The sequence below is a fragment of the Streptomyces sp. 2A115 genome (genome assembly GCF_052245575.1).
Classification (GTDB): Bacteria; Actinomycetota; Actinomycetes; order Streptomycetales; family Streptomycetaceae; genus Streptomyces.
Genome location: NZ_JBQQCG010000016.1, coordinates 98,348 through 112,503, shown reverse-complemented (window position 1 = coordinate 112,503; position 14,156 = coordinate 98,348). Strand labels below are relative to the sequence as shown.

The following is a 14,156-nucleotide window of genomic DNA, read 5'->3' as shown; positions in this document are numbered from 1 at the left end:
CGCTCAACTCTTGATCGCGCCGGTGAGCACGCCCTTGGTGAAGTACTTCTGCAGGAAGGGGTAGACGAGCAGGATCGGCACGGTGGCGATCACCAGGACGGCCATCTGCACGGTCTGCGGGGCGTTGACGGTGCCCTCGCTCGTGGCGGTGTCGGTGAGTCCCGAACCGGCCACCACATAGGTACGCAGCACCTGTTGGAGCGGCCAGTGGTCGCTCTCCAGGTAGAGCGAGGCGTAGAACCAGGAGTTCCAGTACGCCACCGCGTAGAAGAGGCCGACGACGGCGAGGGCCGCCTTGGACAGCGGCAGCACAACGGACCACAGGACCCGCCAGTCCCCCGCACCGTCCAGCCGGGCGGCCTCGTACAGCTCCTCGGGGATCGACTGGAAGAAGCCGCGCAGGACCACCAGGTTGAACACGTTGATCAGTACGGGAAAGATCAGCGAGCCGTACGAGTCCAGCAGCCCCAGCTCCTTGACCAGCAGGAAGCTGGGGATCATGCCGGGCGGGAAGAGGAACGTGAACAGGACCAGGAGCAGTACGGGCCGGCCGCCGAAGACCCCGGGGCGTGACAGGGCATAGGCGAGCGTGACCGTGCAGAACAGGCTCAGCAGGGTGCCGACGACGGTCACGCCGGCGCTGACGCCGAGGGCGTGGGTGACAATGCCGCCGTCGAGGATGTCGCGGTACGCCTGGATGGTCGGGTCCGTCGGCCACAGCACCCAGCCGCCGTTGTCGACCACTTCCTTGGGCGAGGCGAGCGACGTCGAGAGGATCACGAGGAAGGGCACGCAGACCAGGAGGACGACGGTCACGAGCGCGACGGCTTTCGCGGCCTGGGTCGCGGGCCTGGGCTTCTCCATCCAGGCGGGCCGGACTTGAGCGCTCACTTGTAGACCCCCTGTTCGCCGAGGCGGTGGGCGACCTTGTTGGCCGCGTAGACGAGGAGCGCTCCGATGACGCCCTTGAACAGGCCCGCGGCGGCCGCGAATCCGTAGTCGCCGCCGACCACGCCCTGGTAGTAGACGAAGGTGTCGATGACCTCGGCCGCCTCCGGCCCCACCGCGTCGCGCTGCAGCAGCATCTGCTCGAAGCCGACGGAGAGGATGTCGCCGAGTCGCATGATGAGCAGCAGGATCACGACGGGGCGGATCGCGGGCAGCGTGACGTGCCAGAACCGGCGCCAGGGTCCGGCGCCGTCGATGGCGGCGGCCTCGTACTGCTGCTCGTCGACCTGGGAGAGCGCGGCGAGGAAGATGATCGTTCCCCAGCCGGCGTCCTTCCAGATCACCTGGGCGACGGTGAGCGGCTTGAAGGCGTCGGGGTTGCCGATGATGTCGACGGTGCTCAGGCCGGCGTCACCGAGATAGCTGTTCACCAGGCCCGTGTCGCCGAGGACTTGCTGGAAGAGGGCGACGACGATCACCCACGAGATGAAGTGCGGCAGATACGCCACCGACTGCACGAAGCGGCGGGTGGTGCTCCAGGTGAGGGTGTGCAGGAGCAGGGCGAGGGCGAGCGGCACGGGGAAGTAGAAGACGATCTGGAGGATCGCGATCCAGAGGGTGTTGAGGACCGCGTCCCAGAACCCGGCGTCCTGGAACATCCGTTGGAAGTTGTCCAGGCCGACCCACGGGCTGCCCCAGATGCCGTCGAAGGGCACGTAGTCCTTGAACGCGATGACGTTGCCGGCCAGCGCCCCGTAGTGGAACACCAGGAAGTAGCCGAGCCCTGGCAGCATCAGCAGAAACAGCGCCCGGCTTCTGCGGTTCTGAAAACCTTTTCGCTTCGTAGACGCACCGATCGGAGGGCGACTGGAAGGACTCACCTCCTCTGTACCTGCGCGATCTCGCACCACCGCGGCCACATGGCCTCCTCACCTCTGGCAGTTGGGTGAGGGAAAATTAAAACGTTTCCAATACGGGGTCAACACTTCTGACACAGAAGTGTTGTTGGCCGTGCCGCAGGAGGTCTGCCGACCTGCGGGGATCGCTTAAAACGTTTTCGTACGTCGCTGGAGGTACACGTGCAGAGCCGCCGAGCCCGCCAGCCGGCGCAGGCTCCGGCGGTGCACCTCCCGCTCCCGCCCGGCCAGTTCGACCCGTACGCGCTCGGGGTTTCCGCTGGTGCGCAGCTCGGCCAGTACCGAACCGATCGTGGAGAACGGGTGGTTGCCGCGCCGCAGGAGCGCGACGACCTGCGCGAGCCGCGCCTCGGACGCGGAGTAGCGGCGGTATCCGGTGGCCTTCTCACGCGTGGGCCGCAGCAGGCCGCGGGCCTCCCAGAGGCGTAGTACGGGGGTCTGTACGCCGATGGCGTCGGCCAGTTCTCCGATGCGCAGGCGGCCGCCCTCCGTGGGCGCGGTCTCGTCCGCGAGCAGCGTGTCCAGGGCGCCCAGCACCTCGGCGAGTTCGGTCCGCTCCCGGTGCAGTTCCGCGTGGCTCGCGTCGAGCAGGGCGAGCGCGCTCTCCAGGTCGTCTTTGTGCACGGCTCGCATGATCGCGCGGGTCGTCTGCCAGCCGTGTCCCGCGGCCAGTTCACGGGCGGCGGTGAGGGCCTCCGCGTGTGCGTTCGTGAAGACCCGGTAGCCGCTGTCCGTGCGCCCGACGGGCGGCAGGATCCCCGTCTCCACGTAGTTGCGGACCTGCTGGGTCGAGACACCCGCGGCACGCGCCAGGTCGACGGCCCGCAGCTGATCGCTCACCCTGACTCCTCACCTGGATTTGAGGGTTTCAGGGTACGTTCCGGGACGGACCTGGGACCGAGTCGGCTCAAGTCTCAAGAAGCAATTGAATGACACGATTGAAGGGAGACACATCGACACGAAGACCCGGAAGGGGAGAGCGCCGACGTGAAGTTCCTTCTCGAAGTCGACATGGGGGACACGGCCTGGGACGGCGACGCCGCCCGGGAGTTGGGCCGGATCCTGCGCTACTGGGGTGGGAATCTCCAGCACTACGAGCTGAAGCCCGGTGAGCGGGCGGCCGTCTACGACTCGGACTACCGCGAGGTGGGCGCCTGGAGCATCACAGCCTCCGCGTGACGCCGGGCCGAAGAGGCCGGGGTCGGCGGAGACGGCCCCACTCCGTCTCCGCCGACCCTGTTGCGAGATCGCGTGGCACTCCGCGACGGGACTCGCACTCCCCATCCGCTGCCTGCGGGCCTCCGTCGACGCACCCGGAGAACCACGCGACCCCGGTCCCTCAGAACGTGAAGACGGTCGTCCCGTAGGAGTTCTTCACGCACTCGTTCGAGAAGGTGCGCTCATAGGAGACCCGCCGGCCCTGCCAGACACCGTCGACCGTGACGACGACGGGGTCGTATTCGCGGGTGCACATGACGTCGCGTCTGCCTGTCAGGGCGTCGAAGTCCCCGCCCGACGCCCGCAGTTCGGCGCAGGCCGACGCCGCGGCCGGGTGTGTTCCCGAGGCGGTCGGCGTGCAGGTCAGGGTGGCCGCGCGTTCGGGAGTGGTGGCGGCCGCGGTCTCACCGTGGCCCACGGTGAGGACGAGGGACGAGGGGGCGTAGAGCGCGTTCGGCGAGGGGGCGGCGAGGGCGGACCCGGTGAGGGGTCCGCATACGGCGGTGGCCGTCAGCGTGATCGTCGCTGCCCAGCGCGCGGTGTTCGGCATTGTGTGCATCCTTCCGCTCGGTTATGCCCTACCGGCTCGGTCGGGTGCCGGTACGGCGAGCGCGAGTCTGCCGAGTCCGCGACGGAAACTCACATCGACCCCACGCGTTTCAGTAACCTTGCGTGTTGAATCAGTGGCGTGAAGTAACGGAATTCGACCATGCCGCGCCCGGAACTGAGCGGACCTCGTCTCACCAAGTGGATGCGTTGGCCGGATATGCGCCGCTCAGCAATAGGCCTGAAACATTCCGCTCCAGGCTGAAGCCCACACCCTTGCACCCGCACAGCAAGCGAGTAATCGTAATTACATGATTACAGAGGAACAGCACGAGAAACTGCGCGGCTGGTTCGCCGGCCGTCTGCCCGACGATCTCTTCGAGAGCCTCAGCGAGGTGACGGTCGACCGCGAGGAGATCACCGTCATCGGCCGCATACCCGAACCCCGGCTCGCCGAGGGCGCCTCGGACGCCGAGCGGGAGGCGGCCATCGGCTCCCGTGTCCAGGAGTTCCGGGAGCGCACCCGCGACGCCCGGGTCACCGTGGCCCGCGAGGCCGAGCACCGCTTCCGCAAGAAGGTCTCGTGGGGCGTGGAGTGCGGGGACGAGCGCGCCCTGTTCACCCATGTCGCCGCGCCCGTCATGACCCGGCTGCGGCAGCCACAGCGGCAGGTGCTCGACACCCTGATCGCCGCCGGTGTGGCCCGCAGCCGCAGCGAGGCCCTCGCCTGGTGCGTACGGCTCGTCGAACGCCACGCGGACGACTGGCTCACGGAGTTGAGGGACTCCCTGGAACACGTCCAGCGGGTTCGCGCGCAGGGACCCGACGCGTCGGCCGACGAGCCCGAGGACGCTCCGAACGACGCCCCGACAGACACTCCGACCGACAACTGACCGGAACGGATGGTGTATTCGCCCACTGCCAGCCGTAAAGATGGATGATCCGCCCCCTGGTGCGGCCCTCGATCCCGGTGTCCTCTTCACCAACATCCCCGGCCAGTTCGTGGGCCCGCTCGGCGATCTGGCCGACGGGGTCGACATCGGCCTGCCGATCTCGCTGGCCGTCTCCGCCATCCTGTTCCTGGCGCTGCTGTGGCTCGTCCCCGAGCCGCGGGCCTCGCACGGGCCCGCGGGCGCGCGGCTGGTGCGTACCGTTGACGTGCCGGTACCGGCGATCACCGGCCCTGGGGCCGAGGCCGACGAGAGTCGTCCGGTGGCGGTTGGTGGGGGCTCCTGACGGCGAGAACCGGACAGCGCCGCGCAACAAGGGGCTGCCGGGAGCGGGGCGCTTCGTAGACTGCCCGGCCATGGAAGAGATCTACGAGCTGGGCGAGATCACGTGCCCGTCCGGTGAGTTGGTGGTCGTCGACGGTGGTCACCTGGGCATGTGGAGCGGGGAGCGCTCGCCGGCGGAGGTGGACCCGGGAGCGTTCGGCGTCCAGGATCCGGTGGTCGCCGCCGATGTGGCGGCGGCGACCGACTTCGCGATCGCCGGACCGGACGCCGACACCGCGGCCCACTCCTTCGACCGGCAGCCAGGCCGGACGCTCCACGACATCCCGGCGTCCGGAGTCGCGCGGCTGCTGGAGCTCTTCGACGCGCACTGCCGGGAGCACGGCCTCGACGCCCGCATCGAGGCGTGTGCCGAGCGGGTGCCACACAGGGAACGGGTACGGCGGTGCGCGGCACGGGGCGGTGGCCGCTTTCTGATGCACGGGGTGCCGGTCGTGGCGCTGGGCGGGCTGCCCCGGGACCGGGCACTACCCGTGCTGGCATCGGACGTCGGCATCGTGATCCCGGTCGGCCCTGCCCCCGCGGCCAAGTCCTTGGAACTCGGGGACATTCGCGTGGACTGGGCCCGTGTGCTCTTCGGGGACGCCGACGCGCTGAACGCCTGGCAACACGACGAGCCCGTGGACGGGTTGGCCGACGTCGCCTTCTGGGGCTCGGCGGAGGAGGAGGCCGCGGCGGAGTTCGCGGCTCCCGCGCTGGGCGAACCCGGCGAGGACGGGGTCAGGGGCTGGACGGGCCTGCCGGTGCCCGAGGCGATGCGCCGGGCCTGCGCGCTCTTCGACTGGAAGGACGCCGATCCGCGGCGGCGTCTCATGGTGGACTACCGGCCCCACTCCCACCATTGGCAGGTCATGCGCCAGGTACGGGCCTCCGCCGTCGAGGCCGGGACCGTCGAGGTCGGCGGCGCGCACGTGCTGTGCACGATGACCGGCCAGGGCGACGGCTGGTTCCCCGTGTCGGCCGACCTCGGTCCGACGGGTGAACTGGTCGCCGTACGCGTGTCGTTCGCGGCCTGATCCTGATCGCCGACGCGATCCGCCGTGTCCACGTATCGATGTGCCCATGTGTCCATGTGTCCGTGGTGGACGGATCTTGTTCCGCTCGTCAGGATCGTCGCAGGATCAGTTTCGTCGGAACAGTTTGGTCGGAACAGCGCGGTCTCACGGGCGGGATCAAGGGCGAGAGGCGGAACGTACGGTGACGAAGCACTGGGCGGACTTCCAGTACGAGATCTATCTGAACGGCATGACGGGCGCGGTGCCCCGGCTGCCCACCGATCTGACGCGGCTGGAGGAGCTGACCGAGCAGCGGCTCGGTCCTGGTCCGGTGGGCTATGTGGCGGGCAGCGCGGGCAACGGCAGTACGGCGCGGGCGAACCGGGAGGCGCTCGAGCGCCGTCGGATCGTGCCGCGGATGCTCCGCGATGTGAACGAACGCGACCTGTCCGTCGAGGTGTTGGGGCGTGCGCTGCCCGCGCCCCTCGCCCTCGCGCCGATCGGCGTCCTGTCGATCATGCACCCGGACGCCGAGTCCGCCGCCGCACGGGCCGCCGCCGCGCAGGGCGTGCCCTACATCCTGTCCTCGGCCTCCAGCACCCCCATGGAGGAGGTCGCGGAGGTGATGGGTGACGGGGAGCGCTGGTTCCAGCTTTACTGGGCGAAGGACCGCGAGGTCACGAGGAGTTTCCTGAGCCGGGCGAAGGCGGCCGGGTACACCGCGCTGTTCGTCACGCTCGACACGCCGTTGCTGGCCTGGCGGCCGCGCGATCTGGACCAGGCGTATCTGCCGTTCCTGCACGGTGTGGGCACCGCCAACTACTTCTCCGACCCGGCGTTCCTGGCGGGCCTGGCCAAGCCGGTGCTCGAGGATCCGAACGCGGCGGTCATGCACTTCGTGGGGATGTTCGCGGATCCCGGGAAGACCTGGCCGGATCTGGAGTTCCTGCGTGAGAACTGGGACGGGCCGATCGTGCTCAAGGGCATCCTGCATCCGGACGACGCGCGCCGGGCCGTCAACGCCGGGATGGACGGTGTGGTCGTCTCCAACCACGGCGGCCGTCAGGTGGCCGGATCCGTCGCCGCCGCCGATGCGCTGCCGCGGGTGGTCGAAGCGGCCGGCGACCGGCTCACCGTCTTCTTCGACAGCGGGGTTCGCACGGGTGACGACATCTTCAAGGCGCTCGCGCTGGGCGCCCAGGGGGTGCTCGTCGGGCGTCCTTACGTGTATGGCCTGGGTCTCGACGGTCGGGCGGGCGTGGAGCACGTCATCCGCTGTCTGCTCGCCGAGTTCGACCTCACGCTCGCGCTGTCCGGGCATGCGGGTCCGGCGACGCTCAGCGCGGATGACCTCGTCGAGGAGACCGGGTGACGGTTGCCTTGGGCGGTTGGGCGGTTGTTCGGGTGCGGGTTGCCTCCGGCGGTTGGGCGGTTGTTCGGGTGCGGGTGAGTGGGGGCTGGGCGCGCAGTTCCCCGCGCCCCTGGGTTGGATGTGGGGCGGGGCCGCGCCGGGACATCCGAGCGCCACTCTGAGGTAGTCGGGTTGGCCGGGAAGCGCGGCGCTCGGACGCCGGCACGTCCCCTCCCGCCGAAGGCCGGGTGTCGGCCGGTGGGGGCTGAGGCCCCTTTAAGGGCGCGGGGAACTGCCCGACCAGCCCACGACGACCGGCACTTCACGAACCGACCTGAGGCGCTTTCAGGGGCGCGGGGAACTGCGCGACCAGCCCCCGCTCACCCGCACCATACGAACCGGCCTGAGGTGTTCATACCGAGGTCCGCGGGGTGTCGTGGTGCCTCGGTCAAAGTTCGAGTTCCGCGGCCCGCGGCTCCTCCGCGCACGTCGGCTCGGCGCACTCCGAGTTCGAGTCGATCTGTGAGTCGGCGGGCGGCGAGTCGGTGACTGGACGGCCGGACGGCGCGGCCGTTCCGGCGATCGACAGGGACTCGGGGGTGGCCGTCGTGGTGATGTCGGTCAGCCATCGCTGCTCGTCCGACCTGTCGCGGATCTTCGTCACCACCTCGGCGTCCGGGTCGTTGGAGGACGGGACGACGGCGAGCCCTTCCTGCCAGCGCGGCAGCAACTCGCCCTGCACGGTGAGGTCGTAGCGGACATCGTTGCCCCGCTTGGCCGACGCGGCGGCGCAGGGGCCGAGGACGACCACGCCGGCGTCCACGTGCGAGTCGAGGCACAACTCGGGGTCGGCGACGCTGCGCAGAAGACCGTCCTCCTCGTACGACCACTGCTGGGTCCAGGCCCTGGAGCACTCCGCCAGTTCGGTTCCGGCGCCGGACTTCGCCTTGCCGCCCTTGATGTCGAGGCAGAGATCGGCGGCCAGGTTGCGCAGCCGGGTCTGCACGGGAGTCGTGGGCAGCCCGGCCGAGTTGGGCGGGGACGACGACATGGCGGGCGGGGCCTGTCCGCCGGGGCTCGGGGTGACGCTGGGGGACGCGCCGGCGGAGGCCGAGGGGTCGGCACCGCCGTCGTCCTGCGACCACAGGCCGGCAACCAGGACGGTCCCGAGCAGCGCCACCGAGACCAGGCCCGCTCCGGTGAGGAGGGCCTTCGAGTGCCGCTGGCTCGGCGAGGAGTGCCGGCCGCCCTGCCTGGCGGCGAGTTGGGAGAGCAGACGGGGACGGCCGCCACCACCCGGCCGTCTGCCGTTGTACCGGCCGGGCCGGGCCCCCGAGTGACCGCGGGCCGGCCGCGAGTCGAGATAGCGGCGGGCGCCCCAGCCGAGCACCGCTTCGGCGAGCAGTCCGCCCAACCCGCCCTCGAAATGGCTGAGCTGCTCGGCCGCGTAACGGCAGAAACGACATGTCAGCAGATGTTGTTGAACATCGGGAAGCAAGGCGCCGCCGCGCCGAATCGGGACATCCAGCAGACGGTTGTAGTGGCGGCAATCCTTGTTCGGCGCGAGTTCACGATGAGCCCGTACACAGCCCTCGCGGAATTGCTCCCGTGCCTGGTCCAGGGCGGCTGACGCGATGTCGGTATCCATGCCCAACAGACCAGCGGGTACGGATATGTGCTCGCCCTCCACCTCGGTGTGCCACAGCACGCACTGGGCGAGTCCCGGGAGCGCCTCGAAAGAACGCTCGGCGAGCTTGCGATTTTCCGGCGTCATGGACTTCGTCGCGCGCATGCCGCGGCCACCGGCGGGTTTCCGGAGATCCGGCAGCACTTCGGATATGCGGTCCTGCGCGGACCATGCCTTGACCGTGTCCCGTACCGCCACCAGGAGTTGGGGCCGCAGCGCGACGGCGGATCCGGCGCGTCTCAGCCGCTCCAGGACCTGCTGGAAGGCGGCCGTCGTGACCATGGAGGCGACGTTCGCCGAGGAAGCGAGGCAGATGACCGCGTAGTCATGCGTCGATTGCCAGTGCCGCGCGAGCAGCAGCGCGGAAGAGTGGGTGAGCTCGCCCTCCGGCTGCGCTCTCAGGAGGGCCGCGAGGCTCTCGTCTGATTCCCCGGGAGCGGCACTGGCGCGAGGCGGATATGCGGGACGAGGCGGGTGGGGGGTGTGCACTGAGCGGTTTCCTTCCAAGGCACAAGGTGGCACACAGAAGTTCTGACCGCCGAAAAGGAGCTCCTGGTTGGTGCATACCTTTTTGGCTTTGGCGCACGGAAAGCGGCCGGGGACGTCGACCACTCGATGACCGTCGGCCGAGCGCCTTTTGAGCCCGACGGCACGATGAAATCCCAAGTAGCGAATCAGACCTGGCCATTGGTCATGTGCGAGGAAGTTCACCCTTGCACAAAACTCTCACACCCAACAAGGCACTTGAGCGACTTGGGCAACATCCGCGCATTGAAGGAAAGTCAACGTCAGCCTCGGTCAACTCCCCGTTGTCGCACCGGCTTTCGAAATGTCAAGCGCCCCGTGTGAACCGCGCGCACGCTCCGGCGCCCCTCGCACGCTCCCGGCGCACAGAACTCCGTAGTGCACTGGTACCGGCCTTTCTCGGAGGCCCCGCGCGGGACGGCGGCTCTCCCGCGCGAAGCAGGCCGCCGACCCCGATCCTCCCGCCCTCGGTCGGCGGCCCCGAGGGCGGGTCGGCCTGGGGGCAGGGTCGGCCGGTCGCGAGACGGCTCGGACCCGCGATGGAGAGTCACCCCGTTCCTCGGCGGCTCAGATCTGCCAGGAACGCAGCCGGTCGGCCGCCGCGAAAACGTCCACCTTTCCGGACATCAGGTCACGGGCGAGGTCGACGAGGGCCCCGTACGGAGGGTCGATCCCCACACCACTCACGAACATGTACGAGACCGCTGTCGCGCAGGCGAAACGGGCGTTGGCGGATGGCAGCGGCTTCAGCAGGGCCAGGGTGTGCAGGAGCGCGGCGGCGCGCCACGCCGGGTCCGAGTCCACGCCGAGCCGGGGCGGGTCCACGCGATGCCGGGCCACGGCCGCGACCAGCACGGAGAAGTCGTTGACGGTCGGCTGGTCGGGCAGGACCTCTTCGTGTCGCTGGAGCAGCCAGGGCACGTCGATATGGATGACGGGGGGCATGGGTCAGGCGACCCGCCCCTCGCTCTTGGCGGCTGGTTCGTCGTCGGGGAAGGCCGCGGCGAACTCGTCCGCGTGCGCCGCGAAGAACTGGCGGAAGACGTCCGCGCCTTCCTGCAGTGCTCGGTGCCGCACGATGTCGGCGGCGGCCGCCTCGCGAACCAGGGCCTTCATCGACGTTCCGCGCTCCTTGGCGATCTGCCGCAGATCCTCGAGCTCACGCTCGCTGAATTCCACGTTGAGAGCTGGCATGCCCTCAAGGTACATCGCGGGTACTTACTCGTAAATACTTGCAGGTCAAGTGCAGCGCTTGGCGGTACCTGGCGGGTGTACGCAGGAACACCGCGGGTGTCGCGCCGCCTCGCGCACGGGATGAGACGTACGTCACATCTCGCCGTGGCTTGTCACATTCCGGGCCCCTGAATCCCTCGCAGTAGTGAGCGCGCCACGGGAGGCACAGGCATGTCCGAGAGTCCGGAACCGGGGACCGATGAGCCACCGAACACGGCGACCCGGCTGTTCATGGACCATCGCGAGCTGCTCTTCGCGATCGTCTACAACATGCTCGGCAGCGTCGCCGACACCGAGGACGTACTCCAGGACACCTGGCTGTCCTGGTCCGGCAGCCGCGACCGGTCACCGCTCCGGAAGATCGAGAACCCCCGCGCGTATCTCGTCCGCATCGCGGTGAACCAGGCGCTGAAGCGACGAGCCGTGGTCAGCCGCCGTCGCGAGACGTACGTGGGCCCGTGGCTGCCCGAGCCGCTCGTGGCCGAGGCTGCCGGGGAGCCGCCCGCGGACGCCGCCGAGCGCACCCTGCGCGCCGAGTCCGTCTCGATGGCGATGCTGGTGGTCCTGGAGTCGCTGACCCCGCTGGAGCGGGCGGTGTTCGTGCTCAACGAGGTGTTCGGCTACCCCCACACCGAGATCGCGGAGGTCATCGACCGCAGCCCCTCGGCGGTACGCCAGCTCGCGCACCGCGCCCGTCGGCACGTGCACGCCCGGCGCCCGCTGTACGAGGCGCATCCAAGGGTGCGGAGGGAGGCGACGGAGCGGTTCGTGGCGGCCGCGCTCGGCGGGGACATCGGTGCGCTGATGGAGATCCTCGCGCCGGACGTCACGGTGTGGACGGACGGCGGCGGCAAGCGGCGCGCGGCGGGGCTGCGGCCGGTGCGGGGCCGGGAGAAGGCGCTGCGGCTCTTCTCGGCGTACACCCAGAGGCGTGTGAAGCAGATGGACGTCAGCTACCGGCGCGTCAACGGCGACGAGGCGGCCGTGCTGTTCCAGGGCGAGTCCCCGTACGCCGTGATGGTCATGGACCTCACTCCGGAGGGCGACCGGGTGTCCGGCGTCTACATCGTCACCAATCCCGACAAGCTCACGCACGTGCACAGAAACGAGCACGAGGACGCGGACCAGAACGAGGAGGCAGACGCGTGACGACCACCGAACGACCGGCCGAGAAGGTCTCCTCCGGGCGGCGCGTGGCCGAGGAAGCATCCTCCGGCCGGCGCGTGGCCGACTGGTTCGACGGCCGCCTCGGCACCCACACCCTCGGCAAGCGGTACCTGCGCAAGGTCTTCCCCGATCACTGGTCGTTCCTGCTCGGGGAGATCTGCCTCTGGAGCTTCGTCGTACTGATCCTGACCGGTGTCTATCTGACGCTGTTCTTCCATCCGTCGATGAACGAGGTGACGTACCACGGCAGTTACGTTCCGCTGAACGGCGTGCGGATGTCGGAGGCGTACGCCTCGACGCTGGACATCAGCTTCGACGTGCGGGGCGGTCTGTTGATCCGGCAGATGCACCACTGGGCGGCGTTGATCTTCATCGCCGGGATGCTCATGCACATGATGCGGCACTTCTTCACGGGCTCGTTCCGCAAGCCCCGTGAGGTCAACTGGCTGTTCGGCTGGACGCTGCTGTTCCTCGGCCTGTTCGAGGGGCTCTTCGGCTACTCGCTGCCGGACGATCTGCTGTCGGGCACCGGGATGCGGTTCGTGGAGGGCGCGACGCTGTCGGTGCCGATCGTCGGCACATATCTGTCGTTCTTCCTGTTCGGCGGCGAGTTCCCCGGGCACGACATCATCGCCCGCTTCTACTCCCTGCACATCCTGGTGATTCCCGGGATCATGGCGGCGCTGGTGGTCGCCCATCTGATCCTGGTCTTCTACCACAAGCACACACAGTTCCCGGGTCCCGGGAAGACCGAACGGAACGTCGTGGGCGCGCCGTTCATGCCGGTCTACATGGCCAAGGCGGGCGGTTTCTTCTTCCTGGTGTTCGGGGTGATCGCACTCATCTCGGCGATCGCGACGATCAACCCGGTCTGGTCGTACGGTCCTTACCGCGCCGACCAGGTGTCCACGGGAGCCCAGCCGGACTGGTACCTGGGCTTCGCGGAGGGTCTGGTGCGCATCATGCCGGGCTGGGAGATCAACGTCGCCGGCCACACCCTGGTCCTCGGTGTGCTGATCCCGATCGTCGTCTTCCCGGTCCTCCTGGTCTTCATCGGCGTCTACCCGTTCCTGGAGGCCTGGATCACCGGTGACAAACGCGAGCACCACCTTCTGGACCGCCCGCGCAACCGGCCGGTCCGCACGTCCATCGGCACGGCGTGGATCAGCGTCTACCTCATCCTGCTCGCGGGCGGCGGCAACGACATCGTGGCCACCCGCTTCCATCTGTCGATCAACACGGTCACCTGGGCGATCCGGATCGCGGTCTTCGTCGTCCCCGTCCTCGTCTTCATCGCGACCCGGCGCATCTGCCTCGGCCTCCAACGCAGGGACCGCGAGCTGGTGTTGCACGGCCGCGAGACCGGCGTGATCAAACGGCTCCCGCACGGCGAGTTCGTCGAGCCGCACCAGCCCCTCTCCCCCGCCGAGCTGCACACGCTCACCCAGCACGAGCAGCCCCAGCCGCTCGAACTCGGTCCGGCGCAGGACACCAACGGCGTGCCGAGCCCGAACGGCCGGGTGCGACGTCTACGGGTCCTGCTGTCCCGTGGGCTGTACGGCGCCGGCACACAGGTGGCGAAGCCGACGGCCGAGGAGTACGCGGAGCACCGGGAGGCCGAGCAGGTCAGCGAGCCGGGACCGCCAGGCGGCTGATCCGCGGTGCGCCCCGGGCCTCGTCCGGGTACCGGCTCGTCATGGTGAGCCGGAGCCGGCTGCCGCGTACGGCGTCGAAGGTGATCGCCGTCAGCTCGTCGGACGCTGTGGCCCAGTCGATGCCGGCTCCCTTCACGGGCCGGCAGCGGTGGCCGTCCCAGTACGCGACCTCGATCGTGGCGGGCACGGCGTGCGTCGCGTCCACGCCGAAGGAGACCTCGACCCGGTCGAAGGTGCGGGCGCGGCCCCAGTCGACGGACACGCAGTCCTCCTCGCGGGCGCCGTCGAAGGCGGGGAGGAGCGGCGTCGCCGCCTTGTGGAAGGCGTTGGACCACCCGGTGGCCGGGTCGCCGCCGCGCATCGCGGCGGGCAGGGTGTCCGGACGGCCCGAGTGCGCGCGCACTGCGATGCGAGAGCCAAGCACGCATCCCCCACTGCCTTGACGGCGTGGGGGACCCCCAGCCGCTGGGTGAGCACACCTACACCTGCGCCGCCTGCGGAACCGTGTCCCCACGGGACAAGAACTCCGCACGTGTGATGCTCGTCCGGGCTGGTCTCGATCCGGCTGGTGCCGATGGCGGAAGACCTCCTGGAGCGCCGCTCCAGGAGGCGGCCTGAGCCA

The 14,156-nt window shown here is 69.3% G+C and carries 13 protein-coding genes and 3 pseudogenes; 8 read left to right on the top strand and 8 right to left on the bottom strand.

The window, feature by feature from the left end; genetic code table 11:
* Positions 1-3: 3 nt before the first annotated feature.
* The 3 genes from ACTWQR_RS16725 to ACTWQR_RS16715 all read right to left on the bottom strand — a co-directional run bounded on the left by ACTWQR_RS16725 (position 4) and on the right by ACTWQR_RS16715 (position 2,705).
* The gene (locus tag ACTWQR_RS16725; protein ID WP_443227854.1) at positions 4-891 is read right to left on the bottom strand and encodes a carbohydrate ABC transporter permease; all 888 of its coding nucleotides are present in this window, start codon (positions 889-891) and stop codon (positions 4-6) included.
* Entirely contained in the window at positions 888-1,742 is an 855-nt protein-coding gene (locus tag ACTWQR_RS16720; protein WP_443227853.1) for an ABC transporter permease, read from the bottom strand. The genes ACTWQR_RS16725 and ACTWQR_RS16720 overlap by 4 nt, the downstream gene beginning before the upstream one ends.
* 252 nt (positions 1,743-1,994) lie before the next feature.
* Positions 1,995-2,705: a MerR family transcriptional regulator gene (locus ACTWQR_RS16715; RefSeq protein ID WP_443227852.1), complete on the bottom strand. Its 711-nt coding sequence runs from the start codon at positions 2,703-2,705 to the stop codon at positions 1,995-1,997.
* A 147-nt stretch (positions 2,706-2,852) separates the two neighbouring features.
* On the opposite strand from ACTWQR_RS16715, the gene ACTWQR_RS16710 reads away from it, so the two are divergent.
* Positions 2,853-3,044, top strand: coding sequence for a hypothetical protein (locus ACTWQR_RS16710; protein WP_443227851.1), 192 nt, complete (start codon positions 2,853-2,855; stop codon positions 3,042-3,044).
* A 160-nt stretch (positions 3,045-3,204) separates the two neighbouring features.
* Here ACTWQR_RS16710 and ACTWQR_RS16705 read toward each other — a convergent pair whose 3' ends face one another.
* Positions 3,205-3,633, bottom strand: a complete 429-nt coding sequence (locus ACTWQR_RS16705) for a protease inhibitor (RefSeq protein ID WP_443227850.1) — start codon at positions 3,631-3,633, stop codon at positions 3,205-3,207.
* 307 nt (positions 3,634-3,940) lie between these two features.
* Here ACTWQR_RS16705 and ACTWQR_RS16700 point away from each other — a divergent pair, with 307 nt between their 5' ends.
* The 4 genes and pseudogenes from ACTWQR_RS16700 (at position 3,941) to ACTWQR_RS16685 (ending at position 7,288) form a co-directional block, all read left to right on the top strand.
* On the top strand, positions 3,941-4,522 hold the full coding sequence (locus tag ACTWQR_RS16700) for a hypothetical protein (protein WP_443227849.1): 582 nt from the start codon (positions 3,941-3,943) through the stop codon (positions 4,520-4,522).
* 76 nt (positions 4,523-4,598) lie between these two features.
* A pseudogene (locus ACTWQR_RS16695) lies at positions 4,599-4,865 on the top strand (cytosine permease); the annotation flags it as partial.
* A 70-nt stretch (positions 4,866-4,935) separates the two neighbouring features.
* Positions 4,936-5,937, top strand: a complete 1,002-nt coding sequence (locus ACTWQR_RS16690) for a hypothetical protein (protein WP_443227848.1) — start codon at positions 4,936-4,938, stop codon at positions 5,935-5,937.
* Between the two features lie 181 nt (positions 5,938-6,118).
* Positions 6,119-7,288, top strand: a complete 1,170-nt coding sequence (locus ACTWQR_RS16685; protein ID WP_443227847.1) for a lactate 2-monooxygenase — start codon at positions 6,119-6,121, stop codon at positions 7,286-7,288.
* Between the two features lie 427 nt (positions 7,289-7,715).
* Here ACTWQR_RS16685 and ACTWQR_RS16680 read toward each other — a convergent pair whose 3' ends face one another.
* From ACTWQR_RS16680 to ACTWQR_RS16670, 3 genes are all read right to left on the bottom strand, one after another.
* Positions 7,716-9,443: an RICIN domain-containing protein gene (locus ACTWQR_RS16680; protein ID WP_443227846.1), complete on the bottom strand. Its 1,728-nt coding sequence runs from the start codon at positions 9,441-9,443 to the stop codon at positions 7,716-7,718.
* 603 nt (positions 9,444-10,046) lie between these two features.
* A complete protein-coding gene (locus ACTWQR_RS16675) occupies positions 10,047-10,424 on the bottom strand; it encodes a toxin Doc (RefSeq protein ID WP_443227845.1) in 378 nt (125 codons plus the stop codon).
* 3 nt (positions 10,425-10,427) lie between these two features.
* A complete protein-coding gene (locus ACTWQR_RS16670) occupies positions 10,428-10,673 on the bottom strand; it encodes a hypothetical protein (RefSeq protein WP_443227844.1) in 246 nt (81 codons plus the stop codon).
* A 210-nt stretch (positions 10,674-10,883) separates the two neighbouring features.
* On the opposite strand from ACTWQR_RS16670, the gene sigJ reads away from it, so the two are divergent.
* Together sigJ and qcrB are read left to right on the top strand one after the other, a co-directional pair.
* The gene (gene sigJ, locus ACTWQR_RS16665; protein WP_443227843.1) at positions 10,884-11,861 is read left to right on the top strand and encodes an RNA polymerase sigma factor SigJ; all 978 of its coding nucleotides are present in this window, start codon (positions 10,884-10,886) and stop codon (positions 11,859-11,861) included.
* A gap of 44 nt (positions 11,862-11,905) precedes the next feature.
* Positions 11,906-13,534, top strand: coding sequence for a cytochrome bc1 complex cytochrome b subunit (gene qcrB, locus ACTWQR_RS16660; RefSeq protein WP_443227898.1), 1,629 nt, complete (start codon positions 11,906-11,908; stop codon positions 13,532-13,534).
* Here the strand turns inward: qcrB and ACTWQR_RS16655 are convergent.
* Positions 13,506-13,931: pseudogene (locus tag ACTWQR_RS16655) on the bottom strand (glycoside hydrolase family 2 TIM barrel-domain containing protein); the annotation flags it as partial. The gene qcrB and the pseudogene ACTWQR_RS16655 overlap by 29 nt on opposite strands.
* Before the next feature lie 23 nt (positions 13,932-13,954).
* Between ACTWQR_RS16655 and ACTWQR_RS16650 the strand changes: the two are divergent.
* Positions 13,955-14,152: pseudogene (locus ACTWQR_RS16650) on the top strand (RNA-guided endonuclease TnpB family protein); the annotation flags it as partial.
* Between the last annotated feature and the right edge of the window lie 4 nt (positions 14,153-14,156).

Excerpts from the sequence above, each read along its gene's own strand:
- ACTWQR_RS16690 (WP_443227848.1), top strand. The coding sequence starts at position 4,936 with ATGGAAGAGATCTACGAGCTGGGCGAGATCACGTGCCCGTCCGGTGAG.
- ACTWQR_RS16720 (WP_443227853.1), bottom strand. The coding sequence starts at position 1,742 with ATGCTGCCAGGGCTCGGCTACTTCCTGGTGTTCCACTACGGGGCGCTG.
- sigJ (WP_443227843.1), top strand. The coding sequence starts at position 10,884 with ATGTCCGAGAGTCCGGAACCGGGGACCGATGAGCCACCGAACACGGCG.
- ACTWQR_RS16670 (WP_443227844.1), bottom strand. The coding sequence starts at position 10,673 with ATGCCAGCTCTCAACGTGGAATTCAGCGAGCGTGAGCTCGAGGATCTG.
- ACTWQR_RS16675 (WP_443227845.1), bottom strand. The coding sequence starts at position 10,424 with ATGCCCCCCGTCATCCATATCGACGTGCCCTGGCTGCTCCAGCGACAC.
- ACTWQR_RS16705 (WP_443227850.1), bottom strand. The coding sequence starts at position 3,633 with ATGCCGAACACCGCGCGCTGGGCAGCGACGATCACGCTGACGGCCACC.
- ACTWQR_RS16700 (WP_443227849.1), top strand. The coding sequence starts at position 3,941 with ATGATTACAGAGGAACAGCACGAGAAACTGCGCGGCTGGTTCGCCGGC.